Source organism: Streptomyces platensis, from assembly GCF_008704855.1.
Lineage (GTDB): Bacteria > Actinomycetota > Actinomycetes > Streptomycetales > Streptomycetaceae > Streptomyces > Streptomyces platensis.
Genome location: NZ_CP023691.1, coordinates 769,043 through 789,896, shown reverse-complemented (window position 1 = coordinate 789,896; position 20,854 = coordinate 769,043). Strand labels below are relative to the sequence as shown.

Below are 20,854 nucleotides of genomic sequence, written 5' to 3'. Positions count from 1 at the left end.
CCTCAGCCGCGCGGGGCGGCCTGTTGCGCCGTCTCGATCTCGGCATGGAGACCGGGGCTGCTGGTCTGCAGATGGCGCATGATGCTGCGCATCTGGGTGCCGACGTTGACGAAGGCCGTCGTCCTGCCCTGGAACTGCACGTTCTCCACCCGCCGCGTCCCCCGGTGGAGCGCCACCACCTGCCAGTCGTCCGTGAAGACCGGCGACCCCGAGGACCCGCCCCGGGTGTCGGTGAAGTAGCGGACATCGGTCTCGTCCGCCTCGTAGACGAGGTTGTTGCGCAGCGCGACCCGCTTCGGCCGGCCACCCGGGTGCTGGATGATGTTGACGGCCACATAGTCGCCGCCGGTGACCCGCAGCGGTTCCGCCGCCAGCCTCAGCACCGGCCGCGCGGGCTCGGCGGCCAGCCGCAGCACCGCGTAGTCCAGCTCCGCGTCCGCGGCGACGAGTGCGCTGACGGTGGCCTCCGCCGTCTCCACGTCCTCGGTGTCGAAGTCGAACCGGGCGAGGGTGTGCTGAGCCTGGAGGCCCAGATCCTCGGCGTCGGCCAGCGGCCGCCCCGCCCCGGTCCCGGCCCTGGCGTTGACCACATGGTGGTTGGTGACGAGCAGATCCGGCGCGATCAGCCACCCCGTACCGGAGTGCGGGAAACCGTTCGGCTGGAACGGAGCGCCCCCTTGGTACGGCGGCACCTTGAGACGGGCCACCGCGCCGCCCGCCCGCTCACCACCGCGGAGGAAGCCGATCGGCACCGTGTCGTCCCGGTGCACGATCTGTTCCTTGATCTCCGCAGTGGGGGAGGGCAGTCCGGCCAGCACATCCGGCTCACCGCCCGCCTGCCGCGCCACATCGTCCAGGGCCTTCTGGAAGACGGTGAGCGGTGCGGCCTCGGTGGTCTCGGCGACGGCGTTGCGCAGCCAGATCTCCAGCGGCACCGAGCCGTCCACCAGCCGCTCCACCCGGTTCATCTCGTTCAGGTCGGAGTGCGCCTGCCGTCCGGGCGCCGGGTGCAGCGGCAGCGTGCTGCGGTAGCGGGGCATGATGCCGTCGAGCAGCAGCGGCCGGACGGTGGGGTCGGCGAGCCCGGTCTCCACCGCGGCGTCCAGCACCCGGCGGATCTCGTCGGGCGAGAGATAGGCGGTCATCGGTCCTCAGGCCCCGCGGGGCCGCTCCCTTCGTCCTGGGGACGGCCCCCGTGCTCCGGCCCGGAGGCCGGATGGCCCGCCGTACGGGCACCGGTGCCCACACCCATGGCCGCGGCCACCCCGGCGACGATCTCCCCGCTCTTGTCGGGGACGGCCAGCAGCCGCCGGGCGAGCGTGTCGAGGGTGCCGCGGTCCCGGGCCAGCCGCAGGATCCCGGCGATACCGGTCGGCGCGCCGCCGGACGGCTGCCGGGACGGTCCCGCGGCCTCGTCGAGAATCCCCATCACCCGGCCCAGCAGCGCCGGTTGCCGACCGGTCGCGCGGCGCATCGCCGCGCCCAGCGCGGCCAGCGTCTCGTCGTCGGACGGAAGGCCCACCACCTCCAGCGCATGGTCGAGCGCGCCGGGCGCCCGGTCGTAGATCTGCGAGGCGACCGCGCGCACCAGCACCGGCCGGTCGGCGAGCACGGCATCGGGCAACTGCCGCAGCCGCTCGGCGAGTTCCCGGTCCGCCTCCGGGTCGGCGCCGTCCGCGCCCGCCGTCAGCCGGGCGCGGGCCAGCAGCGCGCCCATCGCTTCGAGGTCCTGCCCCAGACCGACCGCGACGTCCTCCGCGATCCGCAGCGCACGGCCCGCGCTCGCCAGGTCGCCGGCCTCCTCCGAGAGCCGGGCGGAGAGCAGCAGCAGCTCCAGCCGGCGTTCCCCGCAGCCCGCGTGCTCTGCCGCGTCGATGGCGTCCGCCGTGGCCCGGCGGGCCTCGTCCGGCCGGCCGAGTCGGTTGAGGGCCTCGGCGAGCAGCGCGTGCAGGGGGCTGCACGGTGTCCAGGGCTGCCGTCTGCCGAGCCGGTCGAAGGCCGCCTGGGCGTAGCCCTGCGCGAGCAGATCCTCCACCTCGCGGGCCGCGATCCGTTCCCAGTCCTCCTGGTCGGCGCCCGCCGCGACCTGATCGGGGGTGCCGCCGCCGAGCCGGGCGGTCAGCAGGCCCGCGGCTCTCGGCCCCATGTCCTGCTGCGCCCCGGCCAGGAACCGTTCGACGCCCGGCAGCCACCGCGCCTCCACCGAGCGGGGGTTCTCGTCGAGCCGCAGCCGGTGGTAGATCTCCTCGGCCCGCGCCTCCAGGCCGTCGCGCGCAGCGTAGTGCTCGACCGCGCGCCGTTCGACCTCGCGCATCACGGCGGTACGGTCGCCGCCCGGCAGCCGCAGCATGATGGCGCGGACATCGCTGCGGTAGCGCACGGCGTCCGGGCGGGCCGGCTCGACCAGGTCCAGACGGCTGAGTTCCGCGAAGAGCGCGCGGGCCGCGTCCGGGGTCGCCACCCGCAGCCCGCACGGTGGGGCGAGCACGTCCTTGATGATCTCCGGGGTGATGAATCGGAGCACCAGCCCGGGGTGGGCGAGCCGGCGGACACCCTCGTCGCTGATGTGGCTGAGGATGCGGTCGTAGAGAAGCCCCTGGACCAGCAGTTGGTCGACCCGGCGGAAGACCTGATGACGGCGTTCGGGCAGGCTGCGGATCAGCTCGCAGGTCCGCTCGGCCCCGGCGCCCGCGAGGGTGGCGGCGCGGGCGGCCAGCTTCAGACTGAGCGGATGGCCGCCCACCCGGTCCGCCAGCGCCCGCGCCACCTCCGGGTCCTTGACCCCGCAGGACGTCAGCAGGCCGACGGCCGCCTCCGGATCGAGTTCCCCGAGTTCGACGTCGAGCGAGGCGACGGGCTTCGCCGGATGCTCGACCGGCGCCCGCCCGGAGACGATGAGCCGCATCCGCGGATAGACGCTCTGGAACGAGAGATAGATCGCCACCATCCGGCCCACCACCGGCGATCCGCGGTACTGCGCCTCCTCGAACGAGTCGATGACCAGCGCGAACGGCGGGTCTTCCGGATGCTCCCCGTCCTTCCGCTCCGCCACCGCCCGCTTCAGCACCTCGGCGAGCCGGCGGATCAGATCGGTCTCCCGTCCGGCGGCCAGCGACTGGAACTCCTGCGAGGAGCGGCGCCCCAGCACGGCCCGGGTGGTGGCGAGTTCATGCAGCTGGCTCACCCGCTCCTGCCCCTCCCGCTGGCTGCGGGTGGCCTCCTGGCACTCGTGCGCCAGCGCGTCCAGCTCGGCGCGGTGGGCCGGGAACTGGATGCCGAGCTGCCGGGCCACCTCGGCGATCAGTGTGAGCGGTTCCTGGATGGAGAGGGTGGGCCGCTCGAAGTCGATATAGGCGAACGGCAAGCAGCCGGCCGGGTCGTGGAGGGTGTCGAGCACGAACTTGGCGAGGAGGGTGGTCTTGCCCATCCCGCCGGGGCCGTGCACGACCAGCGGAGGGACCGGGCCCGGGTGCTGCGGAGCACCGTCCGGCCGTGCGCCGGCCGCCGCGGTCCCGCCGGGCGGGACGACATAGTCCCGCAGCTCCGCGAGTTCGCGGGTACGCCCCTGGAACGGCGACCGTACGAGGCGCTTCAGGGGATCGAGCAGTCTGGCCCGCTCCAGGGTCAGCTGGAGCTCCGCGAGATCCGGCAGCCCGGTCGTGCCCGGGACCCGGGAGAGCCACAGCACCGCCTGGAGGGCATCGGCCAGCTCGTCGGTGGTCAGCCGGTCCGTCTCCGGCGGGTGGCCGGAGAGATAGGCCAGCGCGAAGCGTTCCGGACCGGGTTCGCCGGGGAGCTGGTCGAGATGGCACGCCAGGACGTGCCGGGCGGCCGCGGGCCCGGCCAGCCCCCGGAGAGTCCGGTCCCTGACATCGGACTTGAGGGACCACCCGGCCTGGTCCTGCATCCCCAGGGTCGTACAGTCGTCGACCAGCTCCAGGACCGCGCCGCCGGTGGCGGCCTCCTCGCCGGGCAGCCGCAGCTGCTGGGGATCGAAACGGCTCAGCAGACAGACCGCTTCCCGGTAGGCGCGCCGGGCATCGGACACCTCCTGGGGCCGCTCCTCGCCCGGGTGCAGCTCCGCGCGCAACCGGGCGACGAACAACTCCCGTGCCGCGGCAGGGTCCAGCGGGCGACCGTCAGAGGGACTGGTAGACACGGATCGCCCCCTCCGCTGCCGTGCAGAGCTTGCGCATATAGCTCTCGCGGTCCGCCCCGTTCGCCCCGGTGGCCTGGAGCACCTCGTGCACGGCCGCGTCCACGAGCGTGGCGATGGCGGACTCCCGGAGCTGACCCGTACCGAGCAGCTCCGGTGGCGACTCATGGAAGGCCTGGTCGAAGAAGGTGCGCAGATCGTCGGGTTCGGCGATCCGCGCAGTGTCCCAGGCCAGATTTCCCCGCAGGTCGTAGGGGAGTTGACGCATCGAGCGCCCGTATCCGAGGAGCACCAGCCGGGGTGCCTGGTCGCCGCGGACCGCGGCGTGTTCGTAGATGGCCATGCCGAGCTGTCCGATGAAGTCCCACACATCGGAGCTGGGATCGAGCTTGTCGCATTCGTCGAGGACCAGCCAGAGCCGCTCCTCGACGGCGGTGGCCCGGCCGGCCACCCAGTGCGCGGCCTCATCGACCGACGGCAGCGGGTCGTTGAGTTCGGTGGGATTCAGCGGTGCGGCGCCCTCCTGCGGATCGGCGACGAAATCGGCCAGCCGCCGTACGACCTTGGCGGCGGTGGCGGTGTGCGACAGCGTGACCCGCACCGGACGGAATCCGGCGTGCTGGCCGATATGGCGGAGAAAGTTGTAGGTGTACGACCTGCCGCTGCCCGGCTCGCCGTCGACCAGCAGAATGAACTTATGCGGGTCCGCGACGAACCGGCGCAGCGTCTCCCGCAGGTCCTGGCGGTCGATGAAGGCCTCGGCGCCGTTCTTCAGGACGCAGGTACGGAAGTTGTCCCGTGCGGCATGGGCACGGAAGTCCTCCCGCAGCCTGCCCAGGAACTCCTGCGCCTTCACGATGTCCGGAAGCACGGCCAGCCGGTCGATGGTGGTGAGGGCCTCGACGAGCCGCAGCTGCCGCTGGATGTCCGTGCGGGACTGGTGCACGAGGGTGCGGGCGTTGTCCGAGCTGATCTGCGTCAGCCGCAGCCCGCCGATGAATTCCGGCGGGAAGCCGTACTGGGCGAGCTGGGTATGCGGATCGGTGGTGTCGAGGAGATAGTTCCGCGCCCACGTGGTGACCAGGTCCCACTCCGTTTCGGTCAACGGCATACGCACCTACCCGGTACCGTCGAAGATCCGCTGAACCGGTGCCCTGACCTCGTGCTGCGAGAGATATTCGCTGATGCCGTGGTGATTGCCGCTGTCATTCGTGACCAGCAGATCGGTGACCCGTTCCTGCGGGGCGTACTCGGGCCGCAACGTGTGGTCGAGAGCCACCAGATCCCGCAGGTCCGAGGCGTTGTGCCAGGCCGCGACCCCGGCCGGGACCGCCGGCGGCCGGGCCAGATGGTCCTGCACCTCGGTGATCGCCAGCGGCGACCCGACGGTGACCAGCAGCTCCACCTCCCGCCCCAGCTCCATCAGCACCTCGTAGGCGAGGATCGTGCCCAGGCTGTGGCCGACCACCACCAGGGGGCCGCCGTCCACCCCCGCCAGCGTCTCCTTGACCACCTCACGCATGGCCGGCCCCGCCCCGCCGAAGAAATAGGCGTGCACGTCCTTGAAGGCGTGCTTGACCAGTAGCCGGAACACCGCCGTACGGCCGGACCGGCGCAACGGCAGCGCCTCCAGCGGCAGCTCCGCACCGGGCTCCTCGGGCTCGCCGGCCTGTGCCAGCGTGTCCGCGAGATAGGTCATCTTCCGCAGCCAGTCGACCAGCGCGCTCTCATCGGCCCCGGCCCGCCCCTCCAGCGCGATCTCCCCGGCGTCGAGCCGCGCTTCCCCCAGCGTGCGCGCCACGAAGTCCTCCGGCGGCTCCGTCGCGGCCCGGTCCACGGCGGCCGGGGACTCCTCGATCAGTTCCGTACGGCCGTCCAGCGGATCCGGCCGCAAGTCGGGAAGCGGCTCCGGATAGCGCACCGGGGCCCAGTACGCCATCCGCGACGCCTCGGCCATGTCCCGGCCGAACAGCGCCGTGTCCCATTGGGACTTGAGCAGTTCCGCACGGACCTTGTTCCCGTTCCCGTGGACATAGACGACCCTGGGTCGCATCGCTCCGCCTCCCGGCTCAGCCGCGCCGCAGCACGATGTCGTCGTGCGAGGCGAGCCGCTTCCAGCGCTCGGCCGGGGCACGGGTGACGGGCATCAGATCGGCGTCGGACAGCGGCCCCAGGTCCAGCGAGGTCAGCTCGGCGACATCCTTCACCGGCACCTGGTACGTCCGGAACGCGCCCAGCGGCGGCGGCGCGCCCGCCTGCGCCCCGGCCAGCGCCCGCTCGGCGTCCCGGGGCAGATCGGGGCTCTGGTCGAGGACGTACCCCGTCGCCGCCAGCGCGCCGTCCCGGAGGAACGCCGCCACTTTCCAGAAGCGCAGCGGCACTTGAACGCCCCGGTACGGCGGGTCGGAGTCATGCAGTACCGGCCCGGTCAGCACGGCGAGCTTGCGGTCGAAGCCGGCGGCGTGGTCGAGCAGATGGTTCTCCAGCTCCTGCCACAGCTGTTTGGCCTGGTTGAAGACATCCGCCTGCGGGGCCGCATTCGTGTAGTGAAAGGTGTCCTCGTTGGCCTGCTCCGCCTCCGCGGCCGCACCCCACACGGGGTCGAGCCGGCGCACCAGGTGGCCCTTGTCCAGCGAGTTGTCGCGGTAGAGGTCACTGCCCGCCTGGTGAGCCCGGTCCAGCCGTGGATCGAACTGCCAGCTGCTCTCCCGTGGCACATGATCCAGCAGACGCCGACCATCGATACAGACCGCGGTCGCCGCCGCCATCCGCCGGTCCGGCCGCAGCACCACCGTGAAGTGGGTGTACGGCAGCACCACCGTCGCCACCTCGGGGCGGCTGGGCATCGGCAGCGGCACCGGAACCCCGAGGAAGTGCTCGTCATAGCCCGCACGGTCCGCCAGCGGCGGCCGGAAGGCGGTCCCGGCCGCCGCGCCGGCGGCCCGCGGGGAGTCTGATGCGATCATGGAACTAGCGCTTCCCGGTGGTGCGGACCGCCGATCGGTGCCCACCTCGATGCCACTCGAACAGCCGGGCGCAGCGGCGCCGCGCCGGCCGCGGCGGCCGGACGGGGGGAGGCTGACGGGACGCGGCGGACGGGACGCGCTCTGGGGCGCATCCCGTCCGCCGTCGCTAGCTGTGCTGACGCCCTCGGGCGAGCACGCGGCCTCAGTCGGCGGGGTAGATGTCTCCGCTGGCCATACCGCTTTCCTGCTCGCTCTGGGACTTGAGCCTGCGTGCCTTCTCCCGGAGCCGCTTCTGCTCCTCCGGGTCGCCGGCCCGCTCCGCGGCCGCCTGGAGTTCCTGGGCCTTGTCTCGCATCTGCTGGATCCGTGCGCGTGATTCTCCTGATGCGCTCATGATCTGTCCTTGAACGGTGTAGGGAGAGCTGCATTTACCAGCTAATCAGGGTCGAGGGCCCTTGGCACCTCGGTGGTCACGCTCCGTACGGCCGGGTATCCGGGCGTAATTCCCGGAGCGGAACCGGCGCCGCGCAAGCCCTTTCCCGGCGTGCCCGGAACGGAAGCCAGCCTGGCCGGTACGTGACCGCCGACCGCGGCGCGCCCGGGTGTTCCGGCGTGTCTCCACCGGATGGCCTTCCTGAATGGCGAGAGCGGCCGGTAGGGACGTTGGCTGAAGCACAGCACGCTCACAGTCCGCCGAGTGTCAGCGCTTCTGGTGTTTGACGCTCCCCTCGTTCAGTGGAGTCCCTCCATGTCATCCGAACCAGCTCTTTGTGGGGGCGACGCCGAACTGTCCTCGACAGAAACCGGCGAGCACTTTCCGCCCATGACCCCTGAGAAAAACTCGGCCCGCACACTTCTGTGGGAGGCAGTCACCCATCGGCCCTTGGAGGAAGTCGCCGCCCTTGTCGAACGGCTCAAGCGCAGCGGCGACGTTCCCAACCCCGGCGACGAAGCCCTGCGTATGGCGGTCGTTTCCCGGCCGGTGAGCGAGGTCGCCGCGCTCTTCGACATGCTCAGAGCCACCCCGCACACCGCGGAATCGAGCCATGAGGCCCTGCGCGCGGTGGCCGTCGACCGATCCGTGGAGGAGGTCGCCCAGCTGATCGAGCTGTTCGACCGGTCGAAAGACGGCGGCGCCGATGTCCACGGCCTCGTCGAACAGTTCCCGCCCGGCCCCGGTGGCTTCGACGGCTTCGGTGGCCCAGGCGGTCCCGGTGGCCCCGGCGACCCCCTCGAACCGGAGCGCACCGCGTCCATGCACGTCCTCGACCCCGACGTCCGCCCCCTGGGCCGTGACGGGCAGCCGCTGTACGGCGCGCAGAGCGAATCCCCGATGAACCAGCCGCCCAGCCGTCCCCCGTGGGCCCAGCGGTCCGCGAGCCCTGTGCCGCAGGGCGGGCCGCGCTGGGCGCCCGCGGACGAGACGCCCCGCCAGCCGGGCTATGCGATGCCCGGTGTGCTGCGGTCCGTCCTGCGCTGGCCGGCGGCCCTGGCGCTGGCGCTGTGCGGGCTGAGCCATCTGCCCGTGAACTCGACGCATCTCCAGGGCGCCCAGGCGACCGCGGGGCTCTCGATGGCCATCGCCATCGTCTATCTGCTGCTGGCCGGCTGGCTGGCGATGCACGACACCGCCCTGGTCTGGACGGTGAGCGCCGCCGCGGCGATGATCATCATCGCCCTGCACGCCCTGTCCCGCGCCGGGGTCTTCGCCCCACTGGGCAGCGGGCTGGGCGACACCGGCATGTGGCCCGAACTGCTCGCGGTGGGGCTGGCGATCGTCAGCGCCGGGTTCGCGGGCGCGGCACTGCTCTACCGCCCGCGCCGTATGGGCGCGGCCGTCGCGGGCGTGTGACCGCCGGCCGCACACGGCCGCTCAGGGCGCGGGCCGGGACCCTCATATGGTCCCGGCCCGCGCCCTTGTCCGTGTCGCGGCAGCTCACTCCCGGCCCGAGTACCGGTGCAGCACCCAGGCGGGCAGCGCGAACCAGCAGAGCATGAACCAGGCGACGAGTCCGGTGACGATCCAGGGGACGGCGGTGTCGTCCATCGCGATGCGCAGGATCAGCAGCAGTGCGGAGGCGACCGTCGCCAGGAGCAGCACGATCCCGACCAGCGCCAGGCGCGCGGCCCAGAACACCGTCTCCGGCTTCAACCGGTGCCCGGTGACCAGCCGGTGGAAGGTCACCGTCCCGATCAGCGCGCCGGTCGTGGCCGCCCCCAGCAGGACCGTCACCACGTAGATGGTCCGGTCGGTATGGCTGAGGGTGGGGAAGCGCGACGTGAAGGCGACGGTGAGCAGAAACCCGAAGAGGATCTGCACCCCGGTCTGCAGGACCCGCACCTCTTGCAGCAGCTCGTTCCACCGCCGGTCGGCACGCTCCTCCGGCGACTCATGGCGTCCCTCGGACGTCTCCCGCGGGCCCAGTGGAGTCACCCGGACTCCTGCTCCCGCTTGCCGGTACGGAACGCCAGCTCATTGGCCTCGACTTCGATGCGCACCTCGTCCCCGTTCGCCAGGGCGCCGTCGAGCAGCAGCCGCGAGAGCACGTTGTCGACCTCGCGCTGGATGGTGCGCCGCAGTGGCCGGGCCCCGTATTCGGGCTGATGGCCGCGGTGGGTGAGCCAGTCCACGGAGCCGGGGGTGAACTCCACGGCGATGTCCTGGGAGTGCAGCCTGCGGCGGGTCCCGTCGAGCAGCAGCTCGGTGATCTGGCGCAGCTGATCGTCGGTGAGCCGGCGGAAGACGATGATCTCGTCGAGCCGGTTCAGGAACTCCGGGCGGAAGTGCTCGCGCAGGGAACTCAGCGCCCGTTCCCGCGCGCCGTCACCGGCCTCCGCCCCCGAGATGTCCGGACCGAAGCCGAGCACGCCGCGACCGCCGCTGAGCGCATCGGAGCCGAGGTTGCTGGTCATCACGATGACGGTGTTCTTGAAGTCGACCGTGCGGCCCTGGGAGTCGGTCAGATGCCCGTCGTCGAGGACCTGGAGCAGCATGTTGAAGACATCGGGGTGGGCCTTCTCCACCTCGTCGAGCAGCAGCAGCGAATAGGGGTGGTGGCGGACCGCCTCGGTCAGCTGGCCGGCGTCCTCATGGCCGACATATCCCGGGGGCGCGCCCACCAGCCGGCTCACGGTGTGCCGCTCCTGATACTCACTCATGTCCAGCCGCACCATGCGCTCCTCGCTGCCGAACAGCGCCTCGGCGAGCGCCCGGGCCAGTTCGGTCTTGCCCACGCCGGTGGGGCCGAGGAAGAGGAAACTGCCGATCGGGCGGTCCGGGTCGGCGAGTCCGGCCCGCGAGCGCAGGATCGCGTCGGAGACCGCCGTGACCGCGTCGTCCTGCCCGATCACCCGGGTGTGCAGCCGTTCCTCCAGCTTGAGCAGCCGCTCCTTCTCCTCCTGGGTCAGACTGCTCACGGGCACGCCGGTCTGCCGTGACACGATCTCGGCGATGTCCTCCGCGGTGACCTGCACGATGTGGCAGTCGCTCGGCGGCTCGGCCTGACCGGCCTCGATCCGCGCGGTGAGGTCGGCGATCCGGTCCCGCAGCTCGGTGGCCCGTTCGTACTGCTCGGCGGCGACCGCCTGGTCCTTGTCCCTGACCAGCTGCTCCACCTCGCGTTCCAGATCGCGCACATCGGTGGCCTTGGCGCCCGTACGGAGCCGGACCCGGGCGCCGGCCTGGTCGATCAGGTCGATCGCCTTGTCGGGGAGGAAACGGTGGGCGATGTAGCGGTCCGAGAGCTCGACCGCCGCCACCAGCGCCTCCTTCGTGTAGCGCACCTGGTGGTGGGCCTCGTAGCGGTCCTGAAGGCCGCGCAGGATCTCCACCGTGTCGGAGACGCTCGGCTCGGGCACGAGGATGGGCTGGAAGCGACGGGCCAGCGCGGCGTCCTTCTCGATGTGCCGGCGGTACTCCTCCAGCGTGGTGGCGCCGATGACATGCAGCTCCCCGCGCGCCAGGGCGGGCTTGAGCATATTGCTCGCTTCCAGGGAACCGCCGTCCCCGCTGCCGCCGCCGGCCCCGACGACCGTGTGCAGCTCGTCGATGAAGACGATCAGCGAGTCGGGGTGCGCCCGGACCTCCTCGATGATGCCGTTCATCCGCTCCTCGAAGTCACCGCGGTATCGGGTGCCGGCGAGCACCGCCGTCAGGTCCAGGGCGACGACACGACGCCCCGCCAGGGTCTCGGGGACGTCCCCGTCGGCGAGCCGCTGGGCCAGGCCCTCGACGATCGCCGTCTTGCCGACTCCGGCGTCGCCGACCAGCACCGGGTTGTTCTTCCCCCGGCGGGAGAGCACCTCGATGGTCTGCTCGATCTCCTCGCCGCGGCCGATGACCGGGTCGATCCGGCCCGCGCGGGCCAGGTCGGTCAGATCGCGGCTGTATTTGTCGAGCGTCGGGGTGTCGTGCTTCGGTGCGACGCCGTGCTCCGAGCCCGCGTGGGGGGCCCCGTGGCCACCCTGCGGGGCGCCCTGCGGCTCGAAGTGGGCGAGGTTGAGAATGCGCCCCGCCGCCGAGTCCGGATTGGCCGCCAGGGCGTCCAGCACATGCTCCGGGCCGATGTACGAGGCACCGTTGTCCCGTGCCAGCTCATGCGCGCTCAGCAGGGCCCGCTTGACCGCGGGCGTCACGGCGACGCTGGACTGTTTCGGGCCCGAACCGGCGGCGCGGTCGATCTCGGCCGCCAGCGCATCGGGGTCCGCCCCGGCGTGCTGGAGCATGCTGCGGGTCGGTTCGGACGCCAGGGCGGCGCGCAGCAGGTGCTCGGTGCCGAGCTCCGGACTACCGTGCTCGGCGGCGTAGGCGGCTGCGGAGGTCACCAGATCCCGGGCGGGGGCGCTCATCATCCGCGCGATGTCCGCCTGCCGGGGCATGGCCTTGCCCTGCTCACCGCCGGTGGACTGCGCGGAACCGAAGAAGCGCGCGAGGAAGTCACCGAACGGGTCCGGGCCGTAACCCTCCGGACCCATGAATCCATTGCTCATGTGCGTCCGTTCCGCTGTCACGGCGGTACCGCGACATGCTGCCTTGTCGGGTGCCTTGTGCTGTTGCCTCGTGCTTCTCGTCCTGCCGGGTGCCCGGGAGACGCGATGCGACACGTCGTACGCGGCCCCACTGCTTCAGGATCAGGGCCAGCAACTCCATCCGCACCCGGGCGACGCGAGCCGGGCCCGCGCCCGGTGTCATCCGTCCGGCCCGGCGCGCACCACGCCACGGCACGGCGAGCGGCCGCGGCGGCAATGCTCCCCGGGCCCGGCGGCAACGGCGTCACATCTCCTGGTGGAGACGGGTCAGATCGGCGGTCAGTGCGTCGAGCCAGATCACCGAGTCGAGCAGCAGCGCGGCGGAGACCGCGCGGGTCTCCGTGTCGGGGCTGTGGTGCGGGATGGCCGGAGCGACCGCCAACAGGGCGCGGATATCGAGCGGTTGCGGGCCGTCCCGGGGCGTGCTGCCGTCCGTGCAGAGGTGTTGGGCGAGGGACCGGTAGCCGTCCGCCGTCCGGTCGGCCGCCTGCCGCAGCCAGGCACCGACCTCCGGCGAGGTGATCCGGCCGGGGCGGCCGGGCAGCAGCCGCTCACCGCGCCGCGCGTCCTTCCCGGCGACCAGCAGCGCCGGCCAGTCCGGCTGCACCTCGTCCTGCCGCGGCTCGGACTGGTACTGGGCCAGGCTCTCCCGCGCGAGGACGAGAGCCCGGTTGAGGGCGAAGAGTTCGGTGCTGCCGGAGCGTTCAACGACCCGTGTCGTGGTGTGCCCGATGGTGTCGGCGATGGCCGAACACAGCGCTGCCATGCTGCGGCGCACCTCGCCGCTCGCGCCCCGTGGCCAGGCCACCAGCCCGCAGGCCAGCCCGATGAGGCTGCCGACCAGCACATCCACCAGCCGCACCGGCGCCAGCTGCCAGGTGACGGGGGAGACCTGCGCGAACAGCGTGGCGACAACCAGGGTGAAGCCGCCCTGCGCCCAGGCCAGCCCGCGCAACGGCCCCGCGGTGAACGCCACCAGCATGACCACGGGCAGGACGACGGCGTACACCGTGTCCCGGTCGTGCACCAGCGCCAGCATCCCGCCGGCCAGCACCGCGCCGACCAGCGTGCCGGTCAGCGCCTGCCGGACCGCGGACCAGGTCTCCAGGCTGGTGGTACGGGTCAGGGTGAGCGTGGCCAGCAGGACCCAGAAGCCGTGCTGGAGGTCGAGGAGCCCGGCGATGGCCCGCGCCGCGGCCAGCCCGAGCGCGAACCGGCAGGCGTTCTGGAAGATCACCGAGCGGGGCGTGAGGTGCATGGTCAGCCGTTGCCACCACAGCTCGACGGCACCGGCCCGCGCGTAGGCGAAGGTGTGCCCGGCAAGGTTCCGTTCGACGGAACGGTCACCGAGCATCAGCCGGGTGGCCAGGACGAGGACGACGGCACAGTCGGCGGCCTGCACCACCTGCGACCGGCGCCGCAGATAGACCAGCCGGTCATCGGTGCTGAGCCGTTCCAGGGTGTCCACGGCCCGGTGGGCCCGGACCGGGGCCAGCTCCTCCTGGAGGGTCGTGGCGGACGGTCCCTCGCCGGGCCGCAGCCGCCTGGTCCGCTGCCGCAGCGCGCCCGCCGCCTCGCGGGCGGAGACACTGATGCCCTCCAGCAGCGCCACCGTCTCCGGCTGGTACTCCCGCTGCGGCCCGGCCCCGGTGTGCAGGGCGTCCAGCCGTGCCAGCAGGGTGCGGACGGCCTCGGCGGCGTGCGCCATGGCCTTGTGGGCGACGCTGGGGGAGGCGGGCCGGTCGGCGGGCGGCACACCGGAGGGATGCAGCGCCTCCTCGGCCGTGCGCGCCTCGGCGAGCGCCTGTACGGGAGGCGGCCCGCCGTGGTGGTCCGCCAGCCGCGCGGCGGCGTCCGCGGCGTTGGCCAGCAGCCGGCGGAAGGACGGGGTCTCCGGGTCGGGCATCACGAAGCGCTCGCCCAGGGCGAGCAGGACCGCTCCCAGCAGGAAGCCGGACAACCGCTGCCCCAGGGTGTCCGGGGCGTACGGCGGGAAGCACGGCAGGATGTAGAGCAGCTGCATCCCCGGCGCCGCCCCGGCGATCCGCGGGCCGGTGGTGCCCGCGTACGCCACCATGAAGCCGATGACGAGCATGCCGACGACGGCTGCCCAGGTCCGGACGGCGAGCAGGGTGCCCAGCGTGATCAGTACGAGTCCGGCGGGGAGCGCGGTCAGGACGGTCGTGGCACGCTGCCGCCCCGAGCCCGGAATCCGGGCGAGCGCACCGAGCGACACCACGGTGAAGGTGGCGTAGACGGACATCACGTTCAGCCCGAGCCCGTAGCGGCAGACATAGAAGGCGGCACAGGAGGCGACTGTCACCCGGACCGCGTTGCCCACCACCGTGTGGTGCGCCTGCACTCCGTGTCTGCCGTGCTCCAGCAGGTAGCGCACCCTGCGCACCCCGGCGCTGACGGGCCCACTGGCCGAACGCCGCGGCCCGGACCCCGCAGAACCCACCTGCTGCGAACTCACCTCTCCACTATTGGCCAGCGCGTCCCGCTCCGCACCGCGTGACCCCCGCCACCCTCACCCCTCCCGCACCTCTCGCGCCACGGCGCCCGGTACCGCACCGAGCCCACCTCCCCACTGTGTTTCCAACCGGCATACCTCTAGCAGGAATGCCAAGAAGCGGAACGGGAGTTGGCGCTGAGCGGTCGGGCAGCGGACGGGCGCGGACCGTAGGATGCCGCACGTGACGGAGAAGAGGGCGGACGCCGCGGATACCGGCGATGCCGAGCGACCGGCGCTGCCGGCGACCAGTTGGGCGGTACTGGGCCTGCTCTCCTTCGGCGAGGAGCTGTCCGGCTACGACCTGAAGAAATGGTCCGACTGGTCGCTGCGCCTCTTCTACTGGAGCCCCTCCTTCAGCCAGATCTACGGTGAGCTGAAGCGCCTGGAGAAGGTCGGTTACGTCACCTCGCGGATGGTCGCCCAGGAAACCGGCAACCGCGACAAGCGCGTCTACGTGATCACCGACGCCGGAATGGCCGCAGCACGCCACTGGGCCCGCGAGGCACCCGTGGAGCCCCCGGTCCTCAAACACGGCGTGATGCTGCGCATGTGGCTCGGCCACCTCCTGGAGACCGACCGGATGCGCGACGTACTGGGACAACACCGCCAGTACGCGGAAACCATGCGCCAACGCGCCGAGGTGGACGCCGAGGACACCCGTGACGAGGAGCCGTGGACCTACCCCGCCCTCGTCCTGAAGTGGTCGGAACGCTACTACGCCGCCGAACGCGACCTGGCCGACGCGATGCTGGCCGATCTGGAGGAGCGGGAGCGGCGGCGGTTTTAGGCCTGCCCGGCTTCGGGGCGGAGCCGCGACGCCCGGCACGGTGCCACGTCGCGCGGTTCGCCGCCCACCGTGTGCGCGCCGCCGACAGTGCGGCCCGGATCTCTGCCGAACGGCAGATGTGCCCGGCGGCACGGACCACGAATCTGGATTGCACCACCTGATGACTTAATCGGAGGCAATCGTGGTTCCCCGCACTTGGTCACGGAACGTCATGGCAGGCGTCATCCTCGCCGCAGGCATCGGTCTCACCGGATGCGCCAACGTCGAAGAGGCAAAACCCGAGACGAAGACCTTCCCCTTCGACGGCAAGACCCTGAACGTCATGTCACACGACATTTCCACCGACCTCGTGGCCGCGGAGCGCGAGGACGTCAAGGTGACCCGCTGGTTCGACGTGGGCATCGGCGCCGACGAAGAGACCAGCTGGAGCCTGAAGAAGGGGATCCTCGGCCTCCAGGCCGCATGCGGCAAGATCGCCAACTGCGATGTGCGCTTCCGGGTGGAGGTGCCCAAGTCCGTGAAGGTACTGCGCAACGGCCGCGCGACGGATCTCAAGGGTGCGAAGACCAAAGCGGCGGGAGTCATGCGGTCCGCCACTGTCCCGGTCGACACGCCCTAGTGTCGACACGCCCTAGTGGGGTCCGCGTGCGGCGAACTGAGGGCGCGCCATGGCGGCCCACCGTGAGGGCCCTCGGCCACGCCCCCATCTCACCCCGTGAGGACGCGGGCGCGGCAGATGGCCGGGGTGCCCCAGGCGTCGCGCAGGGGGCGGGCCTTGCGTATCCAGAGGGAGAGGCCGAGCTCCTCGGTGTAGCCGATGGCGCCGTGGAGTTGGAGTGCTGTGCGTGCGGCGGCGTACCCGGCCTCGCCTGCCGCGACCTTTGCTGCCGCCACTTCCCGGCCTGCTGACGGGGCGCCGGCCTCCAGTGCCAGGGCCGCCGCATGGACCAGCGGCTGGGCGAATTCCAGCCCGATGAGGGTGTCCGCCAGCCGGTGTTTGACCGCTTGGAACGAGCCGATGGGCGAACCGAATTGGGTGCGCTGCCGGACGTAGGAGACCGTCGCCGCCAGCAGGGCGCGGCCGAGACCGAGGGACTGGGCGGCGGTGAGCAGCCGTGCGACCTCGACGGCGTGTACGGCGGCCGCGGTCACCGCGGGGCTCCGCGCCAGCACCGTGCCATCGAGCGGGCGGGCCAGTCGCCGGGCCGGGTCGAGGGAGGACTGGACCGGGCCGTGGGTGTCCGTACGGGACACCGTGTCGCCCCGTATGAGGAGGACGGCGTCGGCGGCGTCGGCGTCCAGGGCGTACGGTGCCCGGTCAGTGGCGTCGTCGTCCAGGGCGTACGGGGCCGGGTCGGCGGCGTCGGCGTCCCGAACGTACCCGGCCGGGTCGGGGGCTGCCTCCAGGGCGTCCGGGCCCGCCCCGGCGCACAGGCTGAGGACGGCGTCACCCGCGGCGATCCGCGGCAGCCATTCCCCGGCCTGCGCGTCCGCGCCGAGACGTCCCAGGAACGCGGCCGCCGCCACCGTCTCCACCAGCGGTCCCGGGGCGGCGTGCCGCCCCAACTCCTGGAAGGCAAGAGCCAGTTCAACCGGCAGCAGCCCCGACCCGCCGTGCTGCTCCGGAACGGCGAGCCCGAACACCCCCGTCCGCGCGATGCGCGTCCACAGTGCCCGGCCCGGCTGGTGGTCGCCGGCCGCCCAGGCCCGTGCCACGGCCGGGGTGCCGGACGCGCTCAGCATGCCGTCCAGGGCGTGCGCGAACTCCCGCTGCTCGTCGGTCAGGAGGAACCGCATCAACGGCGTCCCTTCGGCAGGCCGAGCAGCCGCTCGGCGATGATGTGGCGCTGGATCTCGTTGGTGCCGGCGTAGATCGGACCGGCGAGTGAGAAGGTGTAGCCCTCGGCCCAACTTCCGTGTGCGGGTGCCTCGTCGGCGTCGTCGGCGAGCATGCCGTACGGGCCGAGCAGGTCCAGGGCGGTCTCGTGCAGGGCGAGGTCCAGCTCGGACCAGAAGACCTTGTTCAGGCTCGACTCGGCGCCGAGGTCGCCCGTCTTCGGCTGGGCGCGATCGGGGGCGGCCCCCTCGTCGGCGGTGAGCCGGGAGGCATGGGCGTAGGTGAAGAGCTGGTAGGCGCGGGCGCCGATCAGGGCGTCGGCCACCCGGTCGCCGAGGGCCGGGGCGGTCCCCTCGGGGGCTTCGTGCCACAGTGCGGCCAGTCGCTCGGCGGCCGCGGTGAAGCGGCCCGGACTGCGCAGCGTCAGACCGCGTTCCTTGCCGGTGGTGCTCATCGCGATCCGCCAGCCCTGGCCCGGCTCGCCGATGACGTCCGCGTCGGGCACGAAGACCTCATCGAGGAAGAGTTCGGCGAAGGCGGGTTTGCCGTCGAGGCGGCCGATGGGGCGTACCGTCACGCCCGGTGCGTCCAGCGGGAACATCAGATAGGTGAGTCCCTGGTGCGGCCGGGCGGTGTCCGGGTCGCTGCGGAACAGCCCGAAGGCGCGGTCGGCGAACGCGGCCCGGGACGACCAGGTCTTCTGTCCGCTCAGCAGCCAGCCGCCGTCGGTCCGTACGGCGGCCGAGCGCAGCGATGCGAGATCCGACCCCGCCTCCGGCTCCGACCAGGCCTGCGCCCAGATGACCTCGCCACGAGCCATGGGGCCCAGCACCCGGGCGCGTTGCTCCTCGGTGCCGTGCTCGAACAGGGTCGGGGCGAGCAGGCTGATGCCGTTCTGGCTGACCCGTCCGGGGGCGCCCGCGCGGTAGTACTCCTCCTCGAAGAGCAGCCACTGCCAGAGCGAGGCGCCCCGGCCGCCGTACTTCTCGGGCCAGGAGACGACCGACCAGCGGTCCGCGGCGAGTTGGTGCTCCCATTCCCGGTGGGCGGCGAACCCTTCCGCGGTTTCCAGGGACGGCAGCGGCGTGGTGGGTACATGGCCGGCGAGCCAGATGCGGGCCTCGGCCCGGAACTCCTCTTCGGCGGCGGTGAATTGGAGGTCCATCAGGCGTCCGCCTCCGGTGGTGGCCAGGGGAGCGGCCCGGCGTGCGGGGGTGTCTTGTCGTGGGCAGCGGGCATCGCCATCGCGCTCCTTCTCTAACAAGTGTTTGGTAGGTTAACGTAGCGCCATGAGCAGCGTCGAGGCCCCACCGCTCGCGAGTGCCCGCCCTGCTCCGCGACCGGATCGCCCGGACCCGGACCGGCCTGGAGACCATCCGCTGGAGGCTCGCGTATGACACCGCCCCCGTACGTGCCCGGCCACCATCTGCTCGACGGCCGGACCGCCGTCATCACCGCGGCCGCCGGAGCCGGTATCGGCGGCGCCACCGCCCGCAGGTTCCTGGAGGAGGGCGCCCGCATCGTCATCGGTGACGCCCATGAGCGCCGGCTGAAGGAGAGCGCCGCGGCGCTGGCCGCGGAGTTCGGCGCGGGGAAAGTGGCCGCCCTGCCCTGCGATGTCACCGACGAAGGCCAGGTCAACGCCCTGCTGGAGCTGGCGGAAGAGCAACATGGGCGGCTCGACATCGTGGTCAACAACGCCGGGCTCGGCGGCACCGCCGACCTCGTCGAGATGACCGATGAGCAGTGGAGCAAGGTGCTCGATGTGACGCTGAACGGCACCTTCCGCTGCACCCGGGCCGCCCTGCGCCGGATGAAGGCCACCGGCAGCGGCGGCGTGATCGTCAACAACGCCTCCGTCGTCGGCTGGCGCGCACAGCGTGGCCAGGCCCACTACGCCGCGGCCAAGGCCGGGGTGATGGCGCTGACCCGGTGTGCCGCCATGGAGGCCGCGGAATTCGGTGTCCGCGTCAACGCGGTCTCGCCCAGCCTCGCCCTGCACCCGCATCTGGTGAAGGTGACCACCCCCGAGCTGCTCGCGGAGCTCACCGAGCGAGAGGCGTTCGGCCGCCATGCCGAACCCTGGGAGGTCGCCAATGTCATCGTCTTCCTGGCCGGCGACTACGCCTCGTACATGACCGGCGAAACGGTGTCCGTCAGCTCGCAGCATGCGTGAGCCACAGTGGGCGGGCCAGGCCCCGGTCCCTGACGAGCCACCGCCGGGTCCCCGGGCCCGGCGCTGCCCGGGCCCGCCGTACGGCCTCCAGGAGTTCGCCGCCCGCGCCCGCCGGCGGCACCGTCTTGCGGAATCCACCGGCACCTCCGCAGAATCTGACCAGGGAGACCACCATGTCCGAGGCCTACATCGTTGACGCGGTCCGCACCCCGGTCGGCAAGAAGGGCGGCGGGCTCTCCGCCGTCCACCCGGCCGATCTGGGCGCCCATGTACTGACGGCGCTGATGGCACGCACCGGCGCCGACCCCGCGGCCGTGGAGGACGTGGTCTTCGGCTGTCTGGACACGGTGGGACCGCAGGCCGGGGACATCGCCCGGACGTGCTGGCTGGCCGCCGGGCTGCCCGAGGAGGTGCCGGGCGTGACGGTGGACCGGCAGTGCGGCTCCTCCCAGCAGGCCGTCCATTTCGCGGCCCAGGGCGTGCTCTCCGGCACCCAGGACCTGGTGGTCGCGGGCGGCGTACAGAACATGTCGCAGATCCCGATCGCCTTCGCCAGCCGCCAGGCCGCCGCCCCGCTGGGACTGACCGACGGCCCGTTCGCCGGCTCGGAGGGCTGGCGGGCCCGCTACGGCGCGGCGCCCGTCAACCAGTTCCACGGCGCCGAACTCATCGCCGCCAAGTGGCAGATCTCCCGCGAGGAGATGGAGGAGTTCGCGCTCCGTTCGCACCGGCGGGCCGTCCGCGCCATCGACGAAGGCCGTTTCGGCCGTGAGGTCGTCGCCTACGGGGACGTCACCACCGACGAGGGGCCCCGGCGCACCACCTCGCTGGAGAAGATGGCCGGGCTGCCGCCGGTCGTCGAGGGCGGCCGGCTGACCGCGGCGGTCTCCTCGCAGGTCTCCGACGGCGCGGCCGCCATGCTGCTGGCCTCCGAGCGGGCGGTGGCCGACCACGGGCTCACCCCGCGCGCCCGTATCCACCATCTGTCGGTGCGTGGCGAGGACCCGATCCGGATGCTGTCCGCACCGATCCCGGCGACGGCGTACGCGCTGAAGAAGGCGGGCATGTCGATCGGCGACATCGATCTGACCGAGATCAATGAGGCGTTCGCGCCCGTGGTGCTGGCCTGGCTGAAGGAGACCGGCGCCGATCCGGAGCGGGTCAATGTCAACGGTGGTGCCATCGCCCTCGGCCATCCGCTCGGCGCGACCGGCGTCCGGCTGATGACGACGCTGCTGCACGAACTGGAGCGCACCGGCGGCCGGTTCGGGCTACAGACCATGTGCGAGGGCGGCGGCCAGGCCAATGTCACGATCATTGAGCGGCTCTGACGGTCCCCGTACGACGACCGCCGCCCCCGTACGACGACCCGCCGCGCCCGTTCGACGA

The 20,854-nt window shown here is 72.2% G+C and carries 16 protein-coding genes; 5 read left to right on the top strand and 11 right to left on the bottom strand.

The window, feature by feature from the left end:
• Positions 1-2: 2 nt before the first annotated feature.
• The 6 genes from CP981_RS03425 to CP981_RS03405 all read right to left on the bottom strand — a co-directional run bounded on the left by CP981_RS03425 (position 3) and on the right by CP981_RS03405 (position 7,516).
• Positions 3-1,145: a trypsin-like peptidase domain-containing protein gene (locus CP981_RS03425; protein WP_085923567.1), complete on the bottom strand. Its 1,143-nt coding sequence runs from the start codon at positions 1,143-1,145 to the stop codon at positions 3-5.
• Entirely contained in the window at positions 1,142-4,159 is a 3,018-nt protein-coding gene (locus CP981_RS03420) for an AAA family ATPase (RefSeq protein WP_244329529.1), read from the bottom strand. Before CP981_RS03420 ends, CP981_RS03425 begins: the two co-directional genes overlap by 4 nt.
• Positions 4,140-5,267: a P-loop NTPase family protein gene (locus CP981_RS38440; protein ID WP_085923566.1), complete on the bottom strand. Its 1,128-nt coding sequence runs from the start codon at positions 5,265-5,267 to the stop codon at positions 4,140-4,142. Before CP981_RS38440 ends, CP981_RS03420 begins: the two co-directional genes overlap by 20 nt.
• A 6-nt stretch (positions 5,268-5,273) precedes the next feature.
• A complete protein-coding gene (locus CP981_RS03415; protein ID WP_085923565.1) occupies positions 5,274-6,209 on the bottom strand; it encodes an alpha/beta hydrolase family protein in 936 nt (311 codons plus the stop codon).
• A 16-nt stretch (positions 6,210-6,225) separates the two neighbouring features.
• Positions 6,226-7,122, bottom strand: a complete 897-nt coding sequence (locus tag CP981_RS03410; protein ID WP_085923564.1) for a DNA/RNA non-specific endonuclease — start codon at positions 7,120-7,122, stop codon at positions 6,226-6,228.
• 202 nt (positions 7,123-7,324) lie between these two features.
• Positions 7,325-7,516: a DUF6381 family protein gene (locus tag CP981_RS03405; protein ID WP_085923563.1), complete on the bottom strand. Its 192-nt coding sequence runs from the start codon at positions 7,514-7,516 to the stop codon at positions 7,325-7,327.
• A 429-nt stretch (positions 7,517-7,945) separates the two neighbouring features.
• On the opposite strand from CP981_RS03405, the gene CP981_RS03400 reads away from it, so the two are divergent.
• Entirely contained in the window at positions 7,946-8,974 is a 1,029-nt protein-coding gene (locus CP981_RS03400) for a hypothetical protein (RefSeq protein WP_244329528.1), read from the top strand.
• Between the two features lie 84 nt (positions 8,975-9,058).
• Here the strand turns inward: CP981_RS03400 and CP981_RS03395 are convergent, their stop codons facing one another.
• The 3 genes from CP981_RS03395 to CP981_RS03385 all read right to left on the bottom strand — a co-directional run bounded on the left by CP981_RS03395 (position 9,059) and on the right by CP981_RS03385 (position 14,626).
• On the bottom strand, positions 9,059-9,556 hold the full coding sequence (locus tag CP981_RS03395; protein WP_085923561.1) for a DUF6328 family protein: 498 nt from the start codon (positions 9,554-9,556) through the stop codon (positions 9,059-9,061).
• Positions 9,553-12,111 carry an ATP-dependent Clp protease ATP-binding subunit gene (locus tag CP981_RS03390; protein ID WP_085923560.1) on the bottom strand — a complete coding sequence of 853 codons (2,559 nt, stop codon included), beginning with the start codon at positions 12,109-12,111 and terminating at the stop codon, positions 9,553-9,555. Before CP981_RS03390 ends, CP981_RS03395 begins: the two co-directional genes overlap by 4 nt.
• Positions 12,112-12,394: 283 nt before the next feature.
• Positions 12,395-14,626, bottom strand: coding sequence for an FUSC family protein (locus CP981_RS03385; protein WP_143658839.1), 2,232 nt, complete (start codon positions 14,624-14,626; stop codon positions 12,395-12,397).
• A 220-nt stretch (positions 14,627-14,846) separates the two neighbouring features.
• Between CP981_RS03385 and CP981_RS03380 the strand changes: the two genes are divergently transcribed.
• Positions 14,847-15,452: a PadR family transcriptional regulator gene (locus CP981_RS03380; RefSeq protein ID WP_371874079.1), complete on the top strand. Its 606-nt coding sequence runs from the start codon at positions 14,847-14,849 to the stop codon at positions 15,450-15,452.
• A gap of 211 nt (positions 15,453-15,663) precedes the next feature.
• Positions 15,664-16,071 (top strand): hypothetical protein, encoded by a 408-nt coding sequence (locus CP981_RS03375; RefSeq protein ID WP_085923557.1) that lies wholly within the window; start codon positions 15,664-15,666, stop codon positions 16,069-16,071.
• Positions 16,072-16,160: 89 nt separating this feature from the next.
• Here CP981_RS03375 and CP981_RS03370 read toward each other — a convergent pair whose 3' ends face one another.
• Together CP981_RS03370 and CP981_RS03365 are read right to left on the bottom strand one after the other, a co-directional pair.
• Positions 16,161-17,249, bottom strand: a complete 1,089-nt coding sequence (locus CP981_RS03370) for an acyl-CoA dehydrogenase family protein (RefSeq protein WP_085923556.1) — start codon at positions 17,247-17,249, stop codon at positions 16,161-16,163.
• Positions 17,249-18,454 (bottom strand): acyl-CoA dehydrogenase family protein, encoded by a 1,206-nt coding sequence (locus tag CP981_RS03365; protein WP_085923555.1) that lies wholly within the window; start codon positions 18,452-18,454, stop codon positions 17,249-17,251. The genes CP981_RS03370 and CP981_RS03365 overlap by 1 nt, the downstream gene beginning before the upstream one ends.
• 228 nt (positions 18,455-18,682) lie before the next feature.
• On the opposite strand from CP981_RS03365, the gene CP981_RS03360 reads away from it, so the two are divergent.
• Together CP981_RS03360 and CP981_RS03355 are read left to right on the top strand one after the other, a co-directional pair.
• Positions 18,683-19,465 carry an SDR family oxidoreductase gene (locus tag CP981_RS03360; protein ID WP_085923554.1) on the top strand — a complete coding sequence of 261 codons (783 nt, stop codon included), beginning with the start codon at positions 18,683-18,685 and terminating at the stop codon, positions 19,463-19,465.
• A 173-nt stretch (positions 19,466-19,638) separates the two neighbouring features.
• The gene (locus tag CP981_RS03355; protein ID WP_085923553.1) at positions 19,639-20,796 is read left to right on the top strand and encodes an acetyl-CoA C-acetyltransferase; all 1,158 of its coding nucleotides are present in this window, start codon (positions 19,639-19,641) and stop codon (positions 20,794-20,796) included.
• Positions 20,797-20,854: the final 58 nt, after the last annotated feature.

Excerpts from the sequence above, each read along its gene's own strand:
- CP981_RS03400 (WP_244329528.1), top strand. The coding sequence starts at position 7,946 with ATGACCCCTGAGAAAAACTCGGCCCGCACACTTCTGTGGGAGGCAGTC.
- CP981_RS03375 (WP_085923557.1), top strand. The coding sequence starts at position 15,664 with ATGGCAGGCGTCATCCTCGCCGCAGGCATCGGTCTCACCGGATGCGCC.
- CP981_RS03425 (WP_085923567.1), bottom strand. The coding sequence starts at position 1,145 with ATGACCGCCTATCTCTCGCCCGACGAGATCCGCCGGGTGCTGGACGCC.
- CP981_RS03415 (WP_085923565.1), bottom strand. The coding sequence starts at position 6,209 with ATGCGACCCAGGGTCGTCTATGTCCACGGGAACGGGAACAAGGTCCGT.
- CP981_RS03360 (WP_085923554.1), top strand. The coding sequence starts at position 18,683 with ATGACACCGCCCCCGTACGTGCCCGGCCACCATCTGCTCGACGGCCGG.
- CP981_RS38440 (WP_085923566.1), bottom strand. The coding sequence starts at position 5,267 with ATGCCGTTGACCGAAACGGAGTGGGACCTGGTCACCACGTGGGCGCGG.
- CP981_RS03410 (WP_085923564.1), bottom strand. The coding sequence starts at position 7,122 with ATGATCGCATCAGACTCCCCGCGGGCCGCCGGCGCGGCGGCCGGGACC.
- CP981_RS03405 (WP_085923563.1), bottom strand. The coding sequence starts at position 7,516 with ATGAGCGCATCAGGAGAATCACGCGCACGGATCCAGCAGATGCGAGAC.
- CP981_RS03365 (WP_085923555.1), bottom strand. The coding sequence starts at position 18,454 with ATGGACCTCCAATTCACCGCCGCCGAAGAGGAGTTCCGGGCCGAGGCC.
- CP981_RS03390 (WP_085923560.1), bottom strand. The coding sequence starts at position 12,111 with ATGAGCAATGGATTCATGGGTCCGGAGGGTTACGGCCCGGACCCGTTC.
- CP981_RS03355 (WP_085923553.1), top strand. The coding sequence starts at position 19,639 with ATGTCCGAGGCCTACATCGTTGACGCGGTCCGCACCCCGGTCGGCAAG.
- CP981_RS03370 (WP_085923556.1), bottom strand. The coding sequence starts at position 17,249 with ATGCGGTTCCTCCTGACCGACGAGCAGCGGGAGTTCGCGCACGCCCTG.